This window comes from Bifidobacterium sp. LH_413 (assembly GCF_056357015.1).
This window is the reverse complement of record NZ_JBKEVK010000002.1, coordinates 388,560-408,823: the sequence shown is the minus strand read 5'-3', so window position 1 is coordinate 408,823 and position 20,264 is coordinate 388,560. Positions and strand designations below refer to the sequence as shown.

The following is a 20,264-nucleotide window of genomic DNA, read 5'->3' as shown; positions in this document are numbered from 1 at the left end:
CTGGTGAAATCCGGGTGGAGCCATGGCCGGAACAGCCGGAATGACCGGGAACAGCCGGAACACAGACGAAAGGCGCGCGTATGGCCAGACATGGCGGCAAGCATATCGCGAAACGTTCCCTGTGGGGCAGCGTCACCATCATGGTCGTCGTGGCGCTCACCGGCTACCTGTTCGCGACGAATCTGCGCGCGAACCGCACGACCGTCGTCAATTCGGATACGGCGCAGCTCGTCGAACAGCGCGTCAAGGAGGTCGACGGCCTGTCCGCCGACGTGAAGAAGCTCAGCTCCGACGTGAGCACGCTCACCGAGCTCACCGCGAAGAACAGCGACACCCCGTCCACCAGCGAGGATTCCGGCACCGGCACGACGCTGCCGAAGGTGGAGGGCCCCGGCATCACCGTCACGCTCAACGATTCGCCGATGTGGGAGCAGGCGGTCGATTCGTCCGGTTCCAGCAGCGACATCGACAAGTACGTGATCCATCAGCAGGATCTCGAGGCGGTCATCAACGCCCTGTGGGCGGGCGGAGCCGATTCGATGCAGTTCATGGACCAGCGCATGCTGTTCAATTCGGCGGTCATCTGCTCCGGCAACGTGGTCTCGTTGCACGGCAAGAAGTATTCGCCGCCGTTCACGATCTCCGCGATCGGTGATCCGGACCAGCTCATCGAGGCGCTCGACGAGTCGCCGGCGATCGCCATCTACAAGCAGTACGTGAGCGCGTTCGGCCTCGGTTGGAAGGTGGAGCGCAAGAAGAGCCTCACGTTCGACGAGACGCCGTCCCTGCTGCAGCCGCTCAAGTACGCGGCCGTCACCAAGGGCAGCGGCACCGATACCACCGATACCACAGACGCCACCGATACCACGAACGATACGCAGTCGACGACCGGCTCCACGACCGGCCAATCCGCGACGGAAGGGGAATGACCAGATGAAGCACAGCGCACAGCACGGACGCGCCTCACGCAACGCAGGCATGCCGCCGGTACCGATGCCCCCCGGCGCCGCGGCGAATCCCGCGGCGAATCCCGCAACCGCGACGCCCCCCGCCCGCCGCAACGGCCCCGTCTGGCAGGCGGTCGGCATCCTCGCCGAGATCTTCATCACGCTCGCCGCGATCTGCGCGCTCTACATCGTGTGGCAGATGTGGTGGACCGGCGTCGAGGCGGAACGCACACAGGTCGAGACCCGTCAGAAGGTCTCCTGGTCCGACCCGTCCGCGAGCGGCGACAGCACGAAGATCGCGCAGGCGCAGCAGGGCGACGCCCCCGTGCAGCCGGAATCGGCGAGCTACGGCGACCTGATCGCGCAGCTGTACGTGCCGCGTTTCGGCGCCGGCTGGCAGCGCAACGTGGTCGAGGGCACGGACGCCGCCCAGCTGGCCCGCCACGGTCTCGGCCACTACGAGGACACGCAGCTGCCCGGCCAGGTCGGCAACTTCGCGATCGCCGGCCACCGCAACGGCTACGGCGAACCGCTCGGCGACGTCGACAAGCTCAAGGAGGGCGATCCGATCGTCGTGCGCACGAAGGACTACTGGTACGTCTACACGTTCACGAAGTACAAGATCGTGCTGCCCGAAGACGTCTACGTAATCGCCCCCGACCCGTTCAACAGCGGCCAGCAGGCCACGAAGCGCATGATCACGCTCACCACCTGCGAGCCGAAATACTCGACGCCGACGCATCGCTGGATCGTCTGGGGCGAGCTCAAGTACTGGGCGAAGGTGTCCGACGGCATCCCGCAGGAGCTCGCCACCACCGACTCGTCCGGCAAGGTGAAGTTCGCGAGCAACAGCACCACCGCCATGTCGCTGCCCGCGCGCATGGGCTCGATGAAGCCGGTCGTGATCGTCGCGCTCGTCGCGTGGCTCATCCTGTTCATCGCCGCCGCGGTCGCGTGGCGTTGGCCGGCGCGCGCCGCGATCCGCGCCGGCCTCCGCCCGCGCCCCGATGCGAGCATCTACGGCGGCCTGCTGCGGCTTCAGCCGGGCGTGCTGCCGGTCCGTCTCGTCCTGCTCGGCCTGCTGTGCGTCGCCGCCGCGGCGTCCCTGTTCGAGTGGACGTTCCCGTGGGCGGCCACCAACATCCCGTTCCTCCAGCAGATGAGCAATTTCGCGGTGTCGTCGTGACGTCGTGACGTCGCGCTCGTCGCGCGGCCGTGGCGTCGCCACGCGCCGGCCGCGCACGATGCGCGCGTCGCGTCCGTGGCGCGGGAAGCCCGCGGCCACGTCGCGCGCGCGGCGGTAGACTGGCGGTCAGTACGTCCCTATTTCCCGCGACGGGAGTCTGCGACAGGACGCCCGTGAGGATGCCGTAAAGGAGCCATCGTGACCGATTCCGCGCATATTCTGGTGATCGATAACTATGATTCGTTCGTCTACACGATCGTCGGCTATCTGAAGACGCTCGGCGCGACCGTGGACGTGGTGCGCAACGACGCCATCGACCCGTCCGACGAGCACGTGACCGACGGCTACGACGGCGTGCTCATCAGCCCCGGCCCCGGCGCCCCCGCCGATTCCGGCGCCAGCGAGGACATGATTCGACTGTGTGCCAAGCAGGGCAAGCCGATGTTCGGCGTGTGCCTCGGTCTGCAGGCGCTCGCCGAGGTGTACGGTGCCACCGTCGACCATGCACCGACGATCATGCATGGCAAGACAAGCCTCGTCGAGCATGTCGATGACGAGATCTTCGCCGGCGTCGCGAATCCGATGACCGCGACCCGCTACCATTCGCTCGCCGTCGAGCCCGATTCCGTGCCGGACACGCTCGAAGTGACCGCGTGGACGCAGGGCGACCACATCGTGCAGGGCATCCGCGTGAAGGGCAAGCCGATGTTCGCCGTGCAGTTCCACCCCGAATCGGTGATGACGCAGGACGGCTACCGTCTGCTCGCCAACTGGCTCGCCGTCTGCGGCCAGACCACCGCCGTAGCCAACGCCCAAGGCCTCCAGCCCAAAGTAGTGAAGTAAATAGGCCCCCTCTGACGAGGGGGCTGTCAGCCGAAGGCTGACTGGGGGAGAGTAGAGGAGCGGCCGCAGGCCGCGGGAAATACTGCATCGGCTGAAGCCGATTCCATTTCCTGCGGCCTGCGGCTGCTGTCTCTCCCCCACCCGGCTTCGCCGGGAGCCCCCTCGTCAGAGGGGGCCTAGTGTCAGAGGGAACCTACTTGGTGACGGGTTCGGCGGTGTCGCCGTTGCCGGAGCCGGTGCCGCTGTCGGAACCGGAACCGGAGCCGGTTCCGGAGCTCGAGCTGGAGCTCTGCGTGGTGAGCGTGATCGTCGCGCCCTTGTCAGCCTGGCCGGCGGCCGGGTTCTGCGAGGTCACCTTGTCGCTCGTGCCGGTCGAACCGGACTGCGTGACAGTGAAGCCGAGCGCCTCCAGCTGGGCCTTGGCGGCCGAATACGTCTGACCGGTCACGTCCGGCACCGTCACCTGCTCCTTGCCCCTCGACACGACGACCGTGACCGCGGAGCCCTGCGCGACGGACGAGCCCGAACCCGGGTTGACGCTCATCACCGTACCGGCGGCGATCGTGTCCGAATACTCCTCGGTGATCGTCACGGTGAAGCCGAGCGACTGCAGCGAGGCGACCGCGGCGTCCTTGGCTTGGCCGACGATGCCGTCCGGGACCTTCGTCATGCCGGAGGAGACGTACAGCTGAATCGCCGTGCCCTTCGGCTGCGAGGTGCCGGCCGCCGGATCGGTGCGCGTCACCGCGCCCTGCTCGATGTCGGCGCTGTTCTCGGACTGCACGCTGGACAGGACCTTGAACCCGGCCTTCTCCAGCGCGGCCTTCGCCTCCGACTGGGACATGCCCTTCACGTCGGGCACGGTCACGCTCTGCGGGCCGGCGGAGAACCACACCTTCACGGTGGAGCCCTTGGTCGCCTTCGTGCCGCCCTCCGGGCTCTGCTTGGTGAACGTGCCCTCCGGCTCGGTCGAATCGTTGTCGATCATCGCCTGGAACTGGAAGCCGGCCGCCTCGATCGTCGACTTGGCGCGGTCCTTCGTCATCGCGGAGGTGATCGTCGGCACGGTCGCGGTCTGCGAGACCGTCTTCTCGCCGCCCATCGCGAAGAACACGGCGATGAGGATCGCGACGACGACCAGGCCGCCGATCACCGAACCGAGGATGATCTTCTTCTTCCGCTTCGCCTTCGCGGCGGCCTCGCGCTGCGCGGCGCGCGAGCGGGCGGCGGCCGCGGCGGTCTGCTGGCCGGCGCCGACGGCCGCCGGCACCTGGTCGAACTGGCCGGTCACCGGATTGAACGCCTGCGTCGAATTCTTGTCGTTCGGGTTGAGCGGCACGGTGGCGGCATCCTGCTCGGCCTGCTTGCGCGCCTTCATGTTCGCCAGATCGGTGAGCGGGTTGAACGCGGCGGCCACCGGCACGCCGCCGTTCATGTACGTGAGGATGTCGTTCTTGAAGTCGGCGGCCGTCGCGTAACGGTTCTGACGGTCCTTCGCCATCGCCTTCGCACAGATTGAATCCCACATCTTCGGCAGGCCCGGAACGACGGCGGACGGCGGCGTCGCCACCTCGGAGACGTGCTGGTAGGCGATCGCCACCGCCGAATCGCCGGTGAACGGCGGACGGCCGGTGAGCATCTCGTACAGCACGCAGCCGGCCGAATACAGGTCGGAGCGCATGTCGACGGTCTCGCCGCGCGCCTGCTCGGGGGAGAGATACTGCGCGGTGCCGACCACGCCCTGCGACTGGGTCATCGTGGCGGCGGAATCGTCGAGCGCGCGGGCGATGCCGAAGTCCATGACCTTGACCATGCCCTGCTCGGAGATCATGATGTTGCCGGGCTTGATGTCGCGGTGGATCACGCCCATGCGGTGCGAGTACTCGAGCGCGTTGAGCACGCCGAGCATCACCTGTTCGGCGTCGCGCTGGCTCAGGGCGCCGTTCACGCGGATGATGTCGCGCAGCGTCTGGCCCTTCACGTACTCCATGACGAGGTACGGCAGGCGCTCGGGCTGGCCGTTCTCGGAGATCACCGTCTCCTCGCCGGAATCGTAGATGTTGACGATGTTCGGATTGTTCATCTGCGCGACCGAATGCGCCTCGCGGCGGAACCGCTTGAGGAAGATCTCGTCGTTGGCGAGGTCGGCGCGCATGATCTTGATGGCGACGGTGCGGCCCAGTCGCGTGTCCGTGGCGACGTGCACCTCGGCCATGCCGCCACGACCCACCAGCTGTCCCAGCTGGTAGCGGCCCTGGGCGAGAGAAGAGGGCATGTTGCTCATTGCTGCTCCTTCCAAAGCGTCTGCTGGTCCGTGCCGGCGGCACGCCTGTCAGGCGACGAGACGAGGGGAATGTGCGGGGTGCTGGCGATCCTGCGCGGCAGGCGCCTCCCCGTGGTGATGGTGGCGTCGTTGAGCTCGGTCTGCTGGTCGAGCAGGCGGCGTTCGATGCGCGCGAGCGTGCGCGAGACGACGAGCGCGTCCTTCGGGCGGTCGAGCGGGTCCTTGGCGAGCATCGACATGACGAATTCGCGCAGCTGCACGTCGACCGTGTCCGGCAGCGGCGGCACCGGGTCGTTCACATGCGCGGCCGCGATGTCGACGGGCGTCGCGCCGGTGAACGGGCGGTGCCCGCACAGGCCCTCGTAGGCGACCACGCCGAGCGAGTAGATGTCCGACTGCGGCGTGGCCTGCTGGCCCTGCGCCTGCTCGGGGGAGATGTACTGCGCGGTGCCGACGACCATGCCGTCCTGCGTGATCTGCTCCTGGTTCGTCGAATAGGAGACGCCGAAGTCGGTGATCTTCACCTCGCCGTTGTCCGCGACCATGATGTTCGCGGGCTTCACGTCGCGGTGGATCACGCCGTGGCTGTGCGCGACGAACAGGCCGCGCGCGGTCTGGATGAGGATCGGCAGCAGCTCCAGCGGGTCCATCGCGCCCTTCTCGTGGAAGATGTCGGCGAGGGACTTCGACGGCACGTACTCCATGATGAGGAACCCGATGCCGTCATGCTCGTAGTATTCGAACAGCGCGGCGATGTTCGGGTGCGCGAGGTTCGCGGAATTGTGCGCCTCGGCGCGCAGGCGGCGAAGCTTCGCCTCCGCGTTCGTCAGGTCCGAGCGCAGCGCCTTGATGGCGACCGGGCGGCCGAGCTGGATGTCCCAGCCCTTCCACACCTCGCCCATGCCGCCCTTCGCGATGCGCGAGTCAAGGCGGTATCGGCGATGGATCAGCTGTCCTTCGATCAGTTTCATTGCTTGAGCGCCTCCTCGAGTACGGAGCGGAAGATCGGGCCGGCGGAGGTGATGCCGTATCCGGTGGTGTTGTGGACGACGACGGCGATCGCGATCTTCGGGTCGTCGGCGGGGGCGAAGCCCATCACCCACGCGTCGATCGCGCTGTTGTCGGCGCCGATCTGCGCGGTGCCGGTCTTCGCCGCCACGCTCACGCCGGTCGGGGCGAGCGTCGGGGAATCCTTCGTGACGACCGCCTGCATCATCTGCGTGAGTTTGTTCGCCGTGTCCGAGCTGAACGGTTCGGACATCGTCGAGGCCTTCGTCTCGGACAGCACGGACAGGTCGCTGGCGCGCACGCGGTCGACGAGCGTGGGTCGCATCAGCGTGCCGTCGTTCGCGATCGCGGCGGCGATCATCGCGTTCTGCAGCGGCGTCTCGGTGACGTCGCCCTGGCCGATCGAGGCGAGTGCGAGCTTGTCGTCGGTCATCGACGTCGGGAAGTTCGAGGCTACGGCCTTCATCGGGGAGCCGGTCGATTCGGTGCCGTCCACGACGATCGAGCTGCCGAAGCCGAGCTTCGTGGCCATGTCGGCGATCTTGTCCTGGCCGAGCGCGACGCCGAGCTGGGCGAACGCCGTGTTCGACGAGTAGGCGAGGGCGTCCTCGAAGCTGATCGTGCCGTTCGAGCCGTTCGCCTGGTATTCGACGTTGGTGAGGTCGGTGACCGTGCCGGGCAGCGTGTAGCTCGCGCCGGCCGGGATCTGCGTGTCCGTCTGGTACTGGCCGGTCTCGAGCGCGGTGGCCGCCACGACGGTCTTGAACGTCGATCCGGGCGGGAACAGCTGGCTGGTCGCGTTGTTGAGCATCGGATTGTTCGGATCCTGCGTGAGGTTCGCGTAGTTCGTGGTCAGCGTCTTGCCGTCATGCGTGGTGAGCAGGTTCGGGTCGTAGCTGGGCGTCGACACCATCGCGAGGATGCGTCCGGTCTTCGGTTCGATCGCGACGACCGAGCCGGACTGGTTGCCGAGCGCGTTGTACGCGGCCTGCTGCAGGCCCGTGCTGATCGACGTCTCGATGTTCGCGCCCTTGTTCTCGGACCCGGTGAGCGTCGACTTGATGCGCTGCCAGAACAGGCTGTCCGATTCGCCGGAGAGCAGCGAGTTGCGCGACGCCTCGATGCCGCGGTCGGCGCGCTGGCTGATCGAGAAGTAGCCGGTCACGGGCGCGTACAGCGGGCCGTTCGAGTAGGAGCGCTGGTATTTGAACGCGTCGTTCGACGGATTCGATTGCGCGAGCACCGTGCCGTCGGAGGCGAGGATCGAGCCGCGCGGCGCGCCGAACTCATGGTAGAGGGCGCGCGAGTTGCGCGTGTCCGTGTTGAGTTCGGTCGCGCGGATCGCGGTGATGATCGTCGTCGACAGGCCGAGGATCGTGAACAGCACGATCACGGCGGTGAACAGCTGGCGGAGGGTCTTGTTCATCGGGCACCTCCCTGCGTGGCGCGTGCGGCCCGCTCGGCGCGCGAGGCACGGCCGCCGCGGCCGGAATGTGCGCCATGGGCGGCGTGCGAGGCGTGGCGTTCGCGCTCGGCGTCGGCCTCGTCGGAGGCCGCGCGCTCGACCTTGCGCTCCTTGAGCTCATGGTCGCGCAGCACGGCCATCGCCTCGAACTGGAACGTTTCGGAATCGGTGTCCGGCGCGGGCTTGTTCGCCGAGTTCGAGATGATGAGCAGCAGCGTCGCGAGGATGTAGTTCGCGATGAGCGACGAGCCGCCGGCCGCCATGAACGGCAGTGTGAGGCCGGTCAGCGGGATGACGAGCGTGATACCGCCGACCACGGTGAACACCTGGAACGCCATCGTGAACACGAGACCGGAGGCGAGCAGCTTGCCGAAGCCGTCCTTGATCTTCATCGCGGTGATGAAGCCGGAGGCGATGATGATGATGTACAGCACGAGCACGCCCATGCAGCCGACGAGACCCATCTCCTCGCCGACGGAGGCGTAGATGTAGTCGGAGTTCGCGAACGGCGTGAGATTCGGATGCCCCTGGCCGAGGCCGGTGCCGAGCATGCCGCCGGAGGCGAGGCCGAACAGGCCGGTCACGATCTGGTAGGAGCCGCCGTACGCGCGGTTGTACAGCGCGTTGTCGAACGGATGCAGCCAGGCCTCCACACGGGCGCCCACATGGCTGAACAGGCTCGCGGCGAGCACCGCGCCCGCGGCGAACGCGATGAAGCCGATGACGATCCAGCTCAGACGGCCGGTCGCCACGTACAGCATCGCGACGAACATCGCGAAGAACATCAGCGAGGTGCCGAGATCGTGCTGCATGATGAGCACGCCCATCGCGGCCACCCACACGATGATGATCGGGCCGAGATCCTTGATGCGCGGCAGCTGCAGGCCGAGCACCTTCTTGCCGCCGACGGCCAGCTGGTCGCGGTGGTCGAACAGGTACGCGGCGAAGAAGAACGCGAGGAACAGCTTGGCGAACTCGCCCGGCTGGATCTGCCCGAGGCCGGGGATGCGGATCCAGATGCGCGCGCCGTTGATCTCCTGGCCGAGGCCGGGCAGCATCGGGGAGAGCAGCAATACGAGGCCCACCACCATGCTCACATACGAGAAGCGGCGCAGCACGCGGTAGTCGCGCAGGCCGATGACGAGCGCCGCGCACAGCACGATCGCCACGCACACGAACATGATCTGGCGCAGCGCCACCGCGGACTCGTTCTCATGGTCGATACGCGCGATCATCACGACGCCGATGCCGGTGAGCAACAGCACGCACGGCTGGATCACCTGGCTCGCATACGGCTGGAACCGGTCCACGAGAATCCAGAACACGAGCGACAGCACGCCGGCCACGCCCAACGCCATCAGATACTCGGACGGGAACGAGCCGTCGACGCGCATGAACATCTGGTAGAACGCGATGCCGCAGATCGCGAACGACGCGAGCAGCAGCGCGATCTGACGGAGACGGAGGACGATCATCACTGGTCCCCGCCTTCCTTCTCCATCGTCTTCAACTCGTCACGGATCAGCTTGACATGGTCCTGCGCCTCGCTCAGGCTGTCGCGGACGATGCCCTGCTGCAGCTCGGTGCGCCACGTGGCGGGCAGCTTGCTCACCTGGATCGACGTGCGCTCCACCTCATGCGACAGTTCGAGACCGGCGAGGTTCGTGGGCACGCCCTGGTAGATCGCGACGACGCCGTCCGCCTCGCCGACGTAGTACTTCGACTGGCTGTAGCGGTACGCGCCGTACACGCCGCCCGCGATCGCGGCGAGCAGCGCGACGATCGCCACGACGAGCGCGACGCGACGCCGCCGGCGGCGGTCGTGCTCGGTCCTGCGCTGTTCGACCTTCTCCTCGCGGATCGCCTGCTTGACGGCCGGATCGTTCGGATCGGTCGTGACCTCGCCATCGCTCTTCTTGACGACCGGAATCTCGCCCGTGTCCGGATTGCGGCGTTCGCCCGCCTCCTCGCGCACGATGGACGGCTGGGCGACGCGCGGCGCCTCCTCGCGCTGGCCCGCGCCGGAGGCCGCATCGTGCGCCTCCTGCGTGAGCGCGGCCGCGCGACGGGCCGGAGAGCCGTCGTCGCGCAGCGCGGGGGCCGTCGCGACCGGCTCGTTGACGATGTCGGCGAGCGGCTCGAGGCTGGCGCTCGCGGCGCCGCCGACGAGCGGCGTCTGCTGGGGGAGCGCGAACGCGTGCGCGTCGAGCGCGAGTGTCGCGTCGCCGATCACGGCGGTCACGTTGTCGGTGCTGCCGGCGCGCAACGCCATCGAGACGAGACGTTGGGCGCATTCGGCCGGATCGGACAGTTCCGTCATCGTCTCGGCGATCGTGGAGTCCTCGAGCACGCCGCACAGACCATCGGAGCACAGCATCCAGCGGTCGGCCGGATGCGCCTTGAGGATCGCGATGTCCGGATGCGGGTCGATGTCGAAGTCGCCGAGCACGCGCATCACGACGTTGCGTTGCGGATGGTTCTTCGCCTCCGAGGCGGTGATGCGGCCCGTGTCGATGAGATGCTGGACGTAGCTGTGGTCCTGCGTGGCGCGGCTCAGCACGCCGTCGCGCAGCAGGTAGGCGCGGGAGTCGCCGATGTGGGCGAGCACCCACCAGCCGTCGACGAGCGCGACGGTGGTCACGGTGGTGCCCATGCCGGCGAGCTTGCGCTCGCGGCGGGCCTTGCCGACGATCGCGTCGTGCGCGGCCATCACCGAGGTCTCCATCATCGAGGCGACGGAGGCGACGTCGTCGGTCACGTCGTCGCGTTCGATGTGCGCGAGCGAGCGGATGGCGATCGTCGAGGCGGTGTCGCCGCCTGCGTGGCCGCCCATGCCGTCGCAGATCGCGATGAGATGCTCGCCGGCGAACGAGGAATCCTGGTTGTTCGCGCGCACGGTGCCCACGTCGGAGACGGTGGTCGAGCACAGGAAGAGCTTCTGGTCGGCGGCGTCGGCGTCAGTCGCGGCGGAGGTGCCGGTGCCGGTATCGACGGTGTCGGGGTCGCCGGAGCCGTCGGCGTCGCCGATCAGGTCGTCCATGTCGTCGCCGGCGGGGGCCGCATAGCCGTCGTCGGCGACGCCCGCGTCCGGGGTCGGTTCCGGATTCGGGTTCACGACGATCGGCGTGGTGGTCTGCGTATCCCGTGCGCTGACGGGCATCGCCTGGGTGGCCTGCTCGTCCTGCTCGGGCGCGCGCCCGGCGGACTGCTGCGGCAACGGCGTGGTGGGCGACTGGTCGGCGGATCCTGTCATGGATGCATCACCTCAGCTCGAAAGTAGTGGCGCCGATGCGCACGGGCACACGGGCGGGAAGTACGGTTGGCACGGTCAGACGCTGGCCGTTGACGACGGTTCCGTTGGTGGAGCCGAGATCCTCGATCGCCCACTGGCCGGACAGCGGATCGGCGTACACGCGGGCGTGATGCGAGGAGACGAATTCGTCGTCGAGCACCACGGTGTTCGACGCGGCGCGGCCGAGGGTGATCGCCTCGCCGGTCAACGGCACCGAGGAACCGGCCAACGGGCCGTCGATGATGACCAGCAGCGTCGGCCCTTGGGACGTGCCGCCGGCGGCGGCGGGGGTGGTGGCACGCGGCGCGGCGGGCTTGGGCGTGCTCGTGCGCGGCGTCTCGCCGGAGGGCGCCACGACGGGCGCGCCGCCCGTCACCGGGACGGCGGGCGCGGCGGCCTTGCGCGCGGCATGGCGCTCCTTGCGACGACGCGAACGCGAGGGACGCGGACTGAAGGACTCGATGTCCTTGTGCAAAGAACGCACGGCGAACCACGCGAACACCCACAGCAGAATCAGGAATCCATACTTGAGCAGTGCGAATGTCAGTTCGGTCATGCGGTTTCGACCTTAACCTCTACGGAGACCCATGCGGGGCCTCCACGGATCTTCACGCCGTGGGGCGCGTCACTCCTGCTCCTGGGAGGACGCCCAGTAGAGGATGCGCGTGCGGCCGATCGTGATGGTGTTGCCGTCCAGCAGCGTGGCGGCGGGCACCTGATGGCCCTCGACGTACGTGCCGTTCGTGGAGCCGAGATCGCGGGCGATCACGCCGTTCGGGGTGATGTCGATCTCGAGATGCTTGCGGGAGATGCCCGGGTCGTCGATGACGATGTCGCAGCCGGAGCCGCGGCCCAGGATCGTCTTGTCCTTGGTGAGCAGGTACTGGCTGCCGTTGATCTCCAGCAGCGGGCTGTCCTGGTTCTGGTCGGTGGTGGTGACCGGCACCGCGTTGCCCTGCACCGAGGCGGAGGTCAGCTTGAAGCTGCCCTTGCTCAGGTCGAGGTCCTCCTCGAAGATCACGACCACCGGGCCGACGAACGCGTAGTGCTGGGTGCGCGCGTAGTTCGTCAGGTTGTCGGCCAGTTCGTCGGCGAGGGTCTCGCTGCCCCACTGTTCGATGCGGTCGAAGTCGGGCGTGCTCAGCTTGAAGCGGTATTCGTTCGGGGCGACCGTGCGGTCGCGGCCCACAGGCATGGCCTCGTTGTCGATCTCGCGCTCAAGTGCGCTGGACAGGTCGACGGGCTGCAGATCCTTGGAGCCGAACTTCGAGAACACTCCGTTCACTGCGCCTTCCACGCTTTTCTCAAAACGGTCGAGAACGCTCATAGTCATCCCTTTCTATCCTTGACTAGTGTACGCAGGGGTTGGAACGGGCCATATTTCACGCGTCGATACTTGCAAAAGCAACAAATCACGGCGTGTTCCGGGCTCGACGCCATGCCATTTTAGGGCTGATTCCCCACTTGGTCGCCTGCCGGGGCCTCCGCGTGAAGACGGGTATCGTGGGCGGCATGAGTGTTATCGATGATTTCCCCCGCGCGAAGGCGCGCACCCTGCGGTTCACCTGCGGCGCCCCGCGTTCCGCCACGGCGATCGGCGACGGTTCCGAAGCCCTGTTCCTGCGTTCCGACGGCCCCGAGGATCTGGTGACCGCCCTGTGGCTCAGCTGGTTCGACGCGGACGGCCGCCACCACGAGACGAAGCTCGCCGACCCGCGCGACCTGCTCGGCGCGGGCGCGGACAGCGAGGACGTCCCGGCCGAGGAGAAGGCCCGCCGCGAGCGCGCCCGCGAAGGCGGCGCCGGCATCGTCTCCTATTCGGTATGCGCCGACGGCGACCGCGTCGTGTTCACGATCAACGGCCGTCTGTATCTCACCGAAATCGACTGGGGCGACGATGCGGAGGAAGGCGACGCGGAGGAGACCGACGGCCGCGCCGCCGCGCCGGACGTCGCCACGCGCGAGCTCGCCGGCGCATGGCTCGACGAGGACCCGGCGCTGTATACGCCGGTCCTCAACCCGCGCATCAGCCCGGACGGCGAGCACGTGCTGTACACCACCGGCGAGCGGCTCATGCTCGTCGACATCGGCGACTGGCCGGATGAGGACGTCGTCGACGCCGCCGAAGTCGTCGACGAAGACGACGACTACGAGCCGCTCGACGACCGCGTGACCGCGATCTACGGCGTCTCCGTCGAGGACGAGGACGGCAATCCGGCCGAGAACACGTGGCGGATCGGCCTCGCCGAATTCGTCGCCGGCGAGGAGATGGACCGCTACGACGGCTTCTGGTGGGCGCCCGATTCGCGCCACGTGCTTTTCGAATCCTTCGACACCGCCGACGAACCCACCTGGTACATCGCCGATCCGGCCGACCCGGAACAGCCGGCCGCGGGCCGCCGCTACCCGCGCGCGCTCACCCGCAACGCCGACGTCTACCTGACCGCGCTCGCGCTCGACTTCGACGCGGACGGACGCTACACGGGCATCCTCGCGAACGCCGACGTCGACTGGGACAACGAATCCTACGAATACGTGGCCGCCGTACGCTGGACGCGCGGCCACGACCCGATCGTGCTCGTCCAGAACCGCCGTCAGACGCGCGACCAGGTGCTCCAGGTCACAGTCGCGCGCCCGACCGCCGACCATCCGTTCGGCTCCACCCACGTGATGGAGGAGCACGCGAACGACCAGTGGATCGACCTCGTCGCCGGCACGCCCGCGCTCACCCCCGACGGACGACTCGTCAGCGCGTGGAACGACATGGCCGGCGACACGAACCGGCTCACCGTCGACGGCCACGCGTTCACGCCGCTCGGCTGGAACGTGCGCACCGTGCTCGACGTGACCGACGACGACGTGCTTGCCGTCGTCCAGCACGACGCCCGCAGCTTCGACGTGGTGAGCCTCGGCTACGACGGTTCGATGACGCCGGTCACGACGACGACCGGCGTGTGGACCGCGTCGCGCGCCGGACGCGGCATCGTCGTCACCGGCCGTTCGATGGCCGCCCCCGGCGTCACGATGGAACACGCGCTGACCGCCGGGCTCCCCCTGACGAGGGAGCTGTCGGCGAAGCCGACTGAGGGAGAGGCCACGGTCGGAGCCGCCTCCGCCCGCCTCGCCGCGACCATCGCGAACCACGCCGCCGAAACCGGATTCACGCCGAACGTGACGTTCACGCGGCTCGGCGAGCATCGCCTGTACACGGCGATCGTCGCGCCGTCCGCCGGAAGCCCGTACGCGCACGCCGCGCAACTGCCCGTGCTGATGAAGCCGTACGGCGGCCCCGGATTCCAGCAGGTCGTCGCCGCGCAGTCCTTCTACTGGGACGCGCAATGGTGGGCCGACCAGGGCTTCCTCGTCGTCACCGCGGACGGCCGCGGCACCACCGGCCGCGGCCCGCGCTGGGATCGCGAGATCTTCGAGAATATGAAGGACGTGACCCTCGCCGACCAGATCGAGGCCGTGCACGCCCTGCCCGAAGCCGTCGCCGCGCTCAACGCGGCGCAGCAGGTGGATGCCGCGGCACCGATCCCCGCGCCGGACCTCGACAAGGTCGCGATGATCGGATGGTCGTACGGCGGATTCCTCTCCGCGCTCGCCGTGCTCGACGCCCCCGACGTGTTCGCCGCCGCCTGCGCCGGCGCGCCGCCCACCGACTGGACGCTCTACGACACCCACTACACCGAGCGCTACCTCGGCCTCGACCCGGCCGTGTACGAACGCAACTCGATCATCGCGGACGCGCCGAAACTGCGCCGTCCGCTCATGATCATCCACGGATTCGCCGACGACAACGTGACCATCGCGCACAGTCTGCGCCTCTCCCAGGCGCTGATGGCCGCCGGCCGCCCGCACACGTTCCTCCCGCTCACCGGCATCACCCACATGACCAACGACGAGACCGTCGCCGAGAACCTGCTCACCCTCCAACGCGACTTCCTCAGGAACGCCCTCGCGTAGGTTCGCGGGCACCCCTCAGCCGCGCTTCGCGCGACAGCTCGTCCGCAATTACGGACAGCCCATGGCTGACCTCCTGTCGGCTTGCCTGTCGGCTCGCACGTCGCCTACAAACGCCGCCGGCGTTTGCTCTACGGCGACGTCCCATCAGGGGGAGCTGGCCGGTCATGGGCCGGACTGAGGGGGTGGGCGACGGACCGGACCGCGCTATCACGTCGCCGCTCGCGTAGGATGGGCGGCATGACGCAGCTGAACATGATCGACGAATGCCGGTACGCCGAGACGATGCGCGGGACCGTGATCCCCGCGCTCGCCGCCTGCCGCGACGAAGGCTGGTTCGACCCGTCGGCCGCCGAACGGGCCGCCGGGCTCGAACCGCTGCCCGGCAACATGGACACCGGCGGTCGCGGCGGCCAGCTGCACTACCTGTGCTACGACGCGGCCAAGTTCGACTCCCAGCGCGAGGCCGGCGCCACCGCGGCCTTCCGTGGTGCGATCGTCATCAGCCATGGGTTCACCGAGTTCGCCGAGAAATACGACGAACTCGTCTGGTATTTCCTGCTCGCCGGCTATTCCGTGTGCGTGCTCGACCATCGCGGGCACGGCAAGTCCGCGCGCGACGTTGACAATCCGTCGCTCGTCTGGATCGACGATTGGCGCCGCTACGTCGCCGACCTCGCCGGGTTCGCCGAAACGATCGGACAGTCGTATGCGGATGGCCGCCCGCTCAACCTGTTCTGCCATTCGATGGGCGGCGGCATCGGCGCGGCCGTGCTGGAACGCTACCCGTCGCTGTTCGACCGGGCCGTGCTGTCCGCGCCGATGATCGCGCCGCAGACCGGCATGCCGATGTGGCTGACGCGCGCGCTCGTCGGCGCGTTGTGCGCGTGCGGATTGGGCCGCCACCGCGTGTTCGGCCAGAAGGACTTCGACGGCGTGCTCGACCTGAGCTCCTACCAGCTATCGAGCGAGCCGCGCGAACGCTGGTACCACGAACTACGTTGCGCCAATCCCGAATATCAGACGTACTGCGCCTCGTTCGAATGGGTGCGGCAGGCGATGCGCATGAACCGGGCCGTGCTCGCCCCGGCCGCATGCGCCGAGATCGAGACGCCGATCCTGCTGTTCCAGTGCGGGCGCGACATCTGGGTGCGCAACCAGCCGCAGACCGAGTTCGTGCGCCGTGTCAAGGACGGCTCCGGCCAGGCCACGCTCGTGCGCATCCCCGAATCCGAGCACGAGGTCTTCTCGATGCCGAACAAGGTCGCCGGGCCTTATCTGGAACGTATCCTCGCCTTCTACGGCGAAAAAGTGCTCGCCGAAGAGTAGCGGACGGGCTTCGTGTGGCTCGGTCCTTGACCCCCTCAGTCCGGCCTACGGCCGGCCAGCTCCCCCTGAAGGGGGCGCAAGGGAACCCGACATCATCGGTTGCTCCCCTCCCTGGGGCGCCAACAGCACCGACTACTCGGCCACCATCACCTTTGCTCCCCCTTTCAGGGGGAGCTGTCCGCGAAGCGGACTGAGGGGGTTGGGTGAGCGGAGGCGAAGCAAGTTCCCTACGTAGGTGGGTGTTGTTTTTCATGCATTGTTCACTTTGATGTCGCTTGGCGGTATCGGCGGCGCAAGAAGCGCGTTCGACAATGGAATCATGGATAGGAAAGTTGGGTTTCGCCGTCGAATCGCCGCAGCGGCGGCAGTGATCTGCGCCGCCGCCATGATGCTCACCGGATGCGCGTCGGGCGGCAACGGATCGAATGGTTCCGGCAACGGGTCGAACGGCGCGGACGGCAAAGGTTCCGCCCCCGCCGGCACCTCGTCGACGAGCAACAACGGCACCACGCAGACGTTCAAGCCGGGCTCCGGCTCCGCCGGCGACATCCGCATCGCCTCCGGCTCCGAGAACAAGGAGGTGGCCGGCGCGATCCAGAAGGCCGCCGACGCGTCCGGCGTGACCGTGACCGTCGACTACATGGGTTCGCTCGACATCATGAACGTACTCGAATCCGGCGCCGCCGAGTACGACGCCGTCTGGCCCGCCTCCTCGATGTGGATCTCGATGGGCGACACCAAGCACCTCGTCAAGGACGCGCAGAGCACGTCCACCACGCCGATCGTGTTCGGCATCGCGAAGAAGAAGGCCGAACAGCTCGGCTGGGCGGACTCCTCCGGCAAGACGAAGGCCGTCTCCACCGCCGACGTGCTCGCCAAGGTGAAAAGCGGCGACCTCAAGTTCTCGATGACCTCCGCCACGCAGTCCAACTCGGGCGCCTCCGCGTACCTCGCGTTCATGACCGCGCTGCGCGGCGGCACCGGCCCGCTCACCGACAGCGACCTCGCCGACGCCTCGCTCACCTCGTCGGTCGCGCAGCTGCTCAAGGGCGTGGACCGCTCCTCCGGCTCCTCCGACTGGCTGAAGGACATGGTCGTGGCCAACCCCGACCGCTTCGACTCGATGGTCAACTACGAGTCGCTCGTCATCCAGGCCGATAAGACGCTCACGAAGAACGGCCATGACCCGCTCCTCACCATTTACCCGTCCGATGGCATCGCCGTGTCCGATTCGCCGCTCGGCTACGTGGACCGCGGCCAGGCCTCCGGCAAACGCAAGGCGTACGACGCGTTCGCGAAGGCGCTGCACTCCAAGGACTCCAAGCTCGAATTCGAGCGCGCGGGCCGCCGCACCGGACTCGGCGGCGCGCTCACCTACGCCTCCGACAGCCAGGTCAAGCAGTCGTTCCGCGCCGCCTGGGGCATCGACACGAACGCGAGCACGCTGAAGGCGATTCCGCTGCCCACCGCGAAGACCATCACCAAGGCGCTCGACGTGTACCAGAACGGACTGCGCAAGCCCAGCTGGACCGTGTGGGTCGTCGACTACTCCGGTTCGATGGATGGCGACGGCAAGAACGGCGTCGTCAAGGGCCTCAAGGCGGCGCTCGACCCGACCGAATCGGCGGCGGCACACATCCAGCCTTCCGGCAACGACGTCAACATCCTCATCCCGTTTGAAAGCATTCCGCACGATCCGATCCGCGCCAACGGCACCGACACCGGCAACCTGCTCAACACAGCCGAAGTCACCGCGGCCGACGGCGGCACCGACATCTACGCGGGACTCGAAGCCGCGTACCAGCAGCTGCCGGGCGCCGACCAGAAGAACGACTACACGACCGCGATCGTGTTGATGACCGACGGCCAGTCGCAGGTCAACAACCGTGACGCCGCGCTCGCCCAGTACAAGGACGACAGCCTCGACGTCCCGATCTTCTCGATCATGTTCGGCGACGCCGACTCCTCGCAGCTCGACCCGATCGCGCAGATGTCCAACGCGAAGGTGTTCGACGGCCGCACCGGCGACCTCGCCGACGTGTTCCGCACCGTCAAGGGATTCAACTGATGCTCCAGATCATCTGCGGAATCATCGCCGGCGGCGTGCTCGCCGCACTCGGATTCGCCGTCTCCGGCGGCGGCGTCATCGGCCTCGGCGTCTCGCTCGCGCTCGCCGCGCTCGGCTATGTCGCCGGATCGTCGCTCACCGAGCCGGAACGCCGCATCGGCCACATGCTCGCCAGCGCGCTGCCGAACGGGCAGAAGGCGGCCGACGCGATCGACGCCGCCAACTCGCGCCTCAACGCGATCGCCATGCTCGCCCGGCAGGTGCACGACGAGCAGGTGAAGGCCGAGGCGGACGACTTCGTCGCCGCGACCCGCAGCCTCGTCGACTACGTCGCCAAGGACACGTCCGCCTACGCGATCCTGCGCCACTACATCACCGTGTACGGCGAACAGACGCAGAAACTGCTGCGCGCCTACGTGGACGTCGAATCGTCCGGCGCGCATGACCAGGCCGAGAAGGCGAGAGTCGAGACCATCGAGGCGCTGCAGGTGCTGGAACGCACCGCCGCCGGCGAACTGAGCCGCGCCGTCAGTTCGAAGACGCTCGGCATCGCCGCCGACTCCGACGCGATCCAGCGCCTCGCCAGCATGGACGGCTACCAGACGGCGGCGCCCGCCTCCACCCCCGCCGGCGGGGGTCGGCAGGCTTTGCCGGCCGGGGGGTGGTCCGGCGAGTCACCAGAGCAGCCAGAGCAGAAAGTCGAATCACAACAATGAAACTGTCGAAATCGAAGATCATCGGATTGGTGGCGCTGCTCGCCATCGTCGCCATCATCGGCGGCACGCTCGTCTGGCGGCAGGCGCAGCCCAAGCCGGCCGCGCCCGTCGAGACGGTGAAGGTGAACGGCTACCTCGGCGGCGAGAAGATCGGACTGTTCGACGATCCGGACTTCCAGAAGGCCGCCGCCGCGCAGGGTCTCAACGTCGACTACCGCAAGGCCGGCAGCCTCGCGATGATGACCGCGGACACGAAGGGCATGGACTACCTGTTCCCCTCCTCCCGCGCCGCCGTCGAATACGGCGCGGACAAGGGTGTGAAGGCCACGCAGAGCGACATCGTGTTCAACTCGCCGATCGTGCTGTACACGCACAAGGCCGTCGCCGATGGTCTCGTCTCCAGCGGACTGATGAGCAAAAGCAAGGACGGCGTCTACTCGATGGACATGGCCAAGGCCGTCGACGCGATGGTGCACGACAAGACGTGGGCGGACGTCGGCTACGCGGCCGGCTACGGACAGTTCCGCATCGACTCCACCGACCCGGTCCAGTCCAACTCCGGCAACGAGTACGCGGCGCTCATCGCCAACGTGCTCAACGGCGGCCAGCCCGCCACCACCGATTCGCTCGCCCGCGACAAGGAGACCATCAAGTCGATCTTCGCGAAGTCCGGATGGATGGAGAACTCGTCCGAGGATTCGTTCAACCAGTTCCTCACGCTCGGCGTCGGCTCCAAGCCGATGATGGTCGGCTACGAAGCGCAGATCCTCGACCTCGCCGTCAACCAGCCGGACGCGTTCAAGCAGATCAAGGACGATGTCGTCATCGTCTACCCGACGCCCACCGTGTGGAGCACGCACACGCTGATGGCGCTCGACAAGAAGGGGGAGAAGCTGCTCACCGTGCTCAAATCGCCCGCGATCCAGAAGCTCGCCTGGGAGCAGCACGGGTTCCGCGCCGCCAACTTCACCGGCACCGACTCGATCAAGCGCTTCAAGGTGAACGGCACGCTCGACCAGATCCCCGCCGTCTCCGAACTGCCCCGCAACAGCGCCATGCAGGAGCTCATCGAAGCCCTCAAAGGACTGACGCCGCAGCCGCAGTGACGCTGCACCGGGCTCCAATAGGCCCCACTCTGGCGGAGTTGCTATTCTTCGGCCCCC

The 20,264-nt window shown here is 67.7% G+C and carries 14 protein-coding genes and 1 pseudogene; 8 read left to right on the top strand and 7 right to left on the bottom strand.

All coding sequences use genetic code 11. From position 1 onward, the window contains the following. Window positions 1-80 precede the first annotated feature (80 nt). From AC1AYN_RS05710 to AC1AYN_RS05700, 3 genes are all read left to right on the top strand, one after another. Window positions 81-929, top strand: coding sequence for a DUF881 domain-containing protein (locus AC1AYN_RS05710; RefSeq protein WP_476532512.1), 849 nt, complete (start codon window positions 81-83; stop codon window positions 927-929). Window positions 930-933: 4 nt separating this feature from the next. After that, window positions 934-2,133 carry a class E sortase gene (locus AC1AYN_RS05705; protein WP_476532511.1) on the top strand — a complete coding sequence of 400 codons (1,200 nt, stop codon included), beginning with the start codon at window positions 934-936 and terminating at the stop codon, window positions 2,131-2,133. Window positions 2,134-2,331: 198 nt separating this feature from the next. Further along, a complete protein-coding gene (locus tag AC1AYN_RS05700; RefSeq protein ID WP_476502244.1) occupies window positions 2,332-2,976 on the top strand; it encodes an anthranilate synthase component II in 645 nt (214 codons plus the stop codon). A gap of 193 nt (window positions 2,977-3,169) precedes the next feature. Here the strand turns inward: AC1AYN_RS05700 and pknB are convergent, their stop codons facing one another. From pknB to AC1AYN_RS05665, 7 genes and pseudogenes are all read right to left on the bottom strand, one after another. Then, the gene (pknB, locus tag AC1AYN_RS05695; protein ID WP_476532510.1) at window positions 3,170-5,260 is read right to left on the bottom strand and encodes a Stk1 family PASTA domain-containing Ser/Thr kinase; all 2,091 of its coding nucleotides are present in this window, start codon (window positions 5,258-5,260) and stop codon (window positions 3,170-3,172) included. After that, window positions 5,257-6,231: a serine/threonine-protein kinase gene (locus AC1AYN_RS05690; protein ID WP_476502246.1), complete on the bottom strand. Its 975-nt coding sequence runs from the start codon at window positions 6,229-6,231 to the stop codon at window positions 5,257-5,259. Before AC1AYN_RS05690 ends, pknB begins: the two co-directional genes overlap by 4 nt. Then, entirely contained in the window at window positions 6,228-7,694 is a 1,467-nt protein-coding gene (locus AC1AYN_RS05685) for a peptidoglycan D,D-transpeptidase FtsI family protein (protein ID WP_476532509.1), read from the bottom strand. Before AC1AYN_RS05685 ends, AC1AYN_RS05690 begins: the two co-directional genes overlap by 4 nt. Further along, the gene (locus tag AC1AYN_RS05680; RefSeq protein ID WP_476532591.1) at window positions 7,691-9,208 is read right to left on the bottom strand and encodes an FtsW/RodA/SpoVE family cell cycle protein; all 1,518 of its coding nucleotides are present in this window, start codon (window positions 9,206-9,208) and stop codon (window positions 7,691-7,693) included. Before AC1AYN_RS05680 ends, AC1AYN_RS05685 begins: the two co-directional genes overlap by 4 nt. A gap of 358 nt (window positions 9,209-9,566) precedes the next feature. Beyond that, window positions 9,567-10,986, bottom strand: a pseudogene (locus AC1AYN_RS05675) (PP2C family protein-serine/threonine phosphatase); the annotation flags it as partial. A gap of 7 nt (window positions 10,987-10,993) precedes the next feature. Beyond that, on the bottom strand, window positions 10,994-11,581 hold the full coding sequence (locus AC1AYN_RS05670) for an FHA domain-containing protein FhaB/FipA (protein ID WP_476532508.1): 588 nt from the start codon (window positions 11,579-11,581) through the stop codon (window positions 10,994-10,996). A gap of 69 nt (window positions 11,582-11,650) precedes the next feature. Next, the gene (locus AC1AYN_RS05665; RefSeq protein WP_476502248.1) at window positions 11,651-12,352 is read right to left on the bottom strand and encodes an FhaA domain-containing protein; all 702 of its coding nucleotides are present in this window, start codon (window positions 12,350-12,352) and stop codon (window positions 11,651-11,653) included. A 185-nt stretch (window positions 12,353-12,537) separates the two neighbouring features. On the opposite strand from AC1AYN_RS05665, the gene AC1AYN_RS05660 reads away from it, so the two are divergent. The 5 genes from AC1AYN_RS05660 to AC1AYN_RS05640 all read left to right on the top strand — a co-directional run bounded on the left by AC1AYN_RS05660 (window position 12,538) and on the right by AC1AYN_RS05640 (window position 20,207). Beyond that, window positions 12,538-14,991, top strand: a complete 2,454-nt coding sequence (locus AC1AYN_RS05660) for a prolyl oligopeptidase family serine peptidase (RefSeq protein ID WP_476532507.1) — start codon at window positions 12,538-12,540, stop codon at window positions 14,989-14,991. 228 nt (window positions 14,992-15,219) lie between these two features. Further along, window positions 15,220-16,317, top strand: coding sequence for an alpha/beta fold hydrolase (locus tag AC1AYN_RS05655; protein WP_476532506.1), 1,098 nt, complete (start codon window positions 15,220-15,222; stop codon window positions 16,315-16,317). Between the two features lie 319 nt (window positions 16,318-16,636). Further along, entirely contained in the window at window positions 16,637-18,385 is a 1,749-nt protein-coding gene (locus AC1AYN_RS05650; RefSeq protein ID WP_476532505.1) for a VWA domain-containing protein, read from the top strand. Further along, window positions 18,385-19,101, top strand: a complete 717-nt coding sequence (locus AC1AYN_RS05645; protein ID WP_476532504.1) for a hypothetical protein — start codon at window positions 18,385-18,387, stop codon at window positions 19,099-19,101. The genes AC1AYN_RS05650 and AC1AYN_RS05645 overlap by 1 nt, the downstream gene beginning before the upstream one ends. After that, entirely contained in the window at window positions 19,098-20,207 is a 1,110-nt protein-coding gene (locus AC1AYN_RS05640) for a hypothetical protein (protein WP_476532503.1), read from the top strand. Before AC1AYN_RS05645 ends, AC1AYN_RS05640 begins: the two co-directional genes overlap by 4 nt. Window positions 20,208-20,264 lie beyond the last annotated feature (57 nt).

Coding starts and splice junctions, on each gene's coding strand:
- AC1AYN_RS05710 (WP_476532512.1), top strand. CDS start 81: ATGGCCAGACATGGCGGCAAGCATATCGCGAAACGTTCCCTGTGGGGC.
- AC1AYN_RS05705 (WP_476532511.1), top strand. CDS start 934: ATGAAGCACAGCGCACAGCACGGACGCGCCTCACGCAACGCAGGCATG.
- pknB (WP_476532510.1), bottom strand. CDS start 5,260: ATGAGCAACATGCCCTCTTCTCTCGCCCAGGGCCGCTACCAGCTGGGA.
- AC1AYN_RS05690 (WP_476502246.1), bottom strand. CDS start 6,231: ATGAAACTGATCGAAGGACAGCTGATCCATCGCCGATACCGCCTTGAC.
- AC1AYN_RS05685 (WP_476532509.1), bottom strand. CDS start 7,694: ATGAACAAGACCCTCCGCCAGCTGTTCACCGCCGTGATCGTGCTGTTC.
- AC1AYN_RS05680 (WP_476532591.1), bottom strand. CDS start 9,208: ATGATCGTCCTCCGTCTCCGTCAGATCGCGCTGCTGCTCGCGTCGTTC.
- AC1AYN_RS05670 (WP_476532508.1), bottom strand. CDS start 11,581: ATGACCGAACTGACATTCGCACTGCTCAAGTATGGATTCCTGATTCTG.
- AC1AYN_RS05665 (WP_476502248.1), bottom strand. CDS start 12,352: ATGAGCGTTCTCGACCGTTTTGAGAAAAGCGTGGAAGGCGCAGTGAAC.
- AC1AYN_RS05660 (WP_476532507.1), top strand. CDS start 12,538: ATGAGTGTTATCGATGATTTCCCCCGCGCGAAGGCGCGCACCCTGCGG.
- AC1AYN_RS05655 (WP_476532506.1), top strand. CDS start 15,220: ATGGGCGGCATGACGCAGCTGAACATGATCGACGAATGCCGGTACGCC.
- AC1AYN_RS05650 (WP_476532505.1), top strand. CDS start 16,637: ATGGATAGGAAAGTTGGGTTTCGCCGTCGAATCGCCGCAGCGGCGGCA.
- AC1AYN_RS05645 (WP_476532504.1), top strand. CDS start 18,385: ATGCTCCAGATCATCTGCGGAATCATCGCCGGCGGCGTGCTCGCCGCA.
- AC1AYN_RS05640 (WP_476532503.1), top strand. CDS start 19,098: ATGAAACTGTCGAAATCGAAGATCATCGGATTGGTGGCGCTGCTCGCC.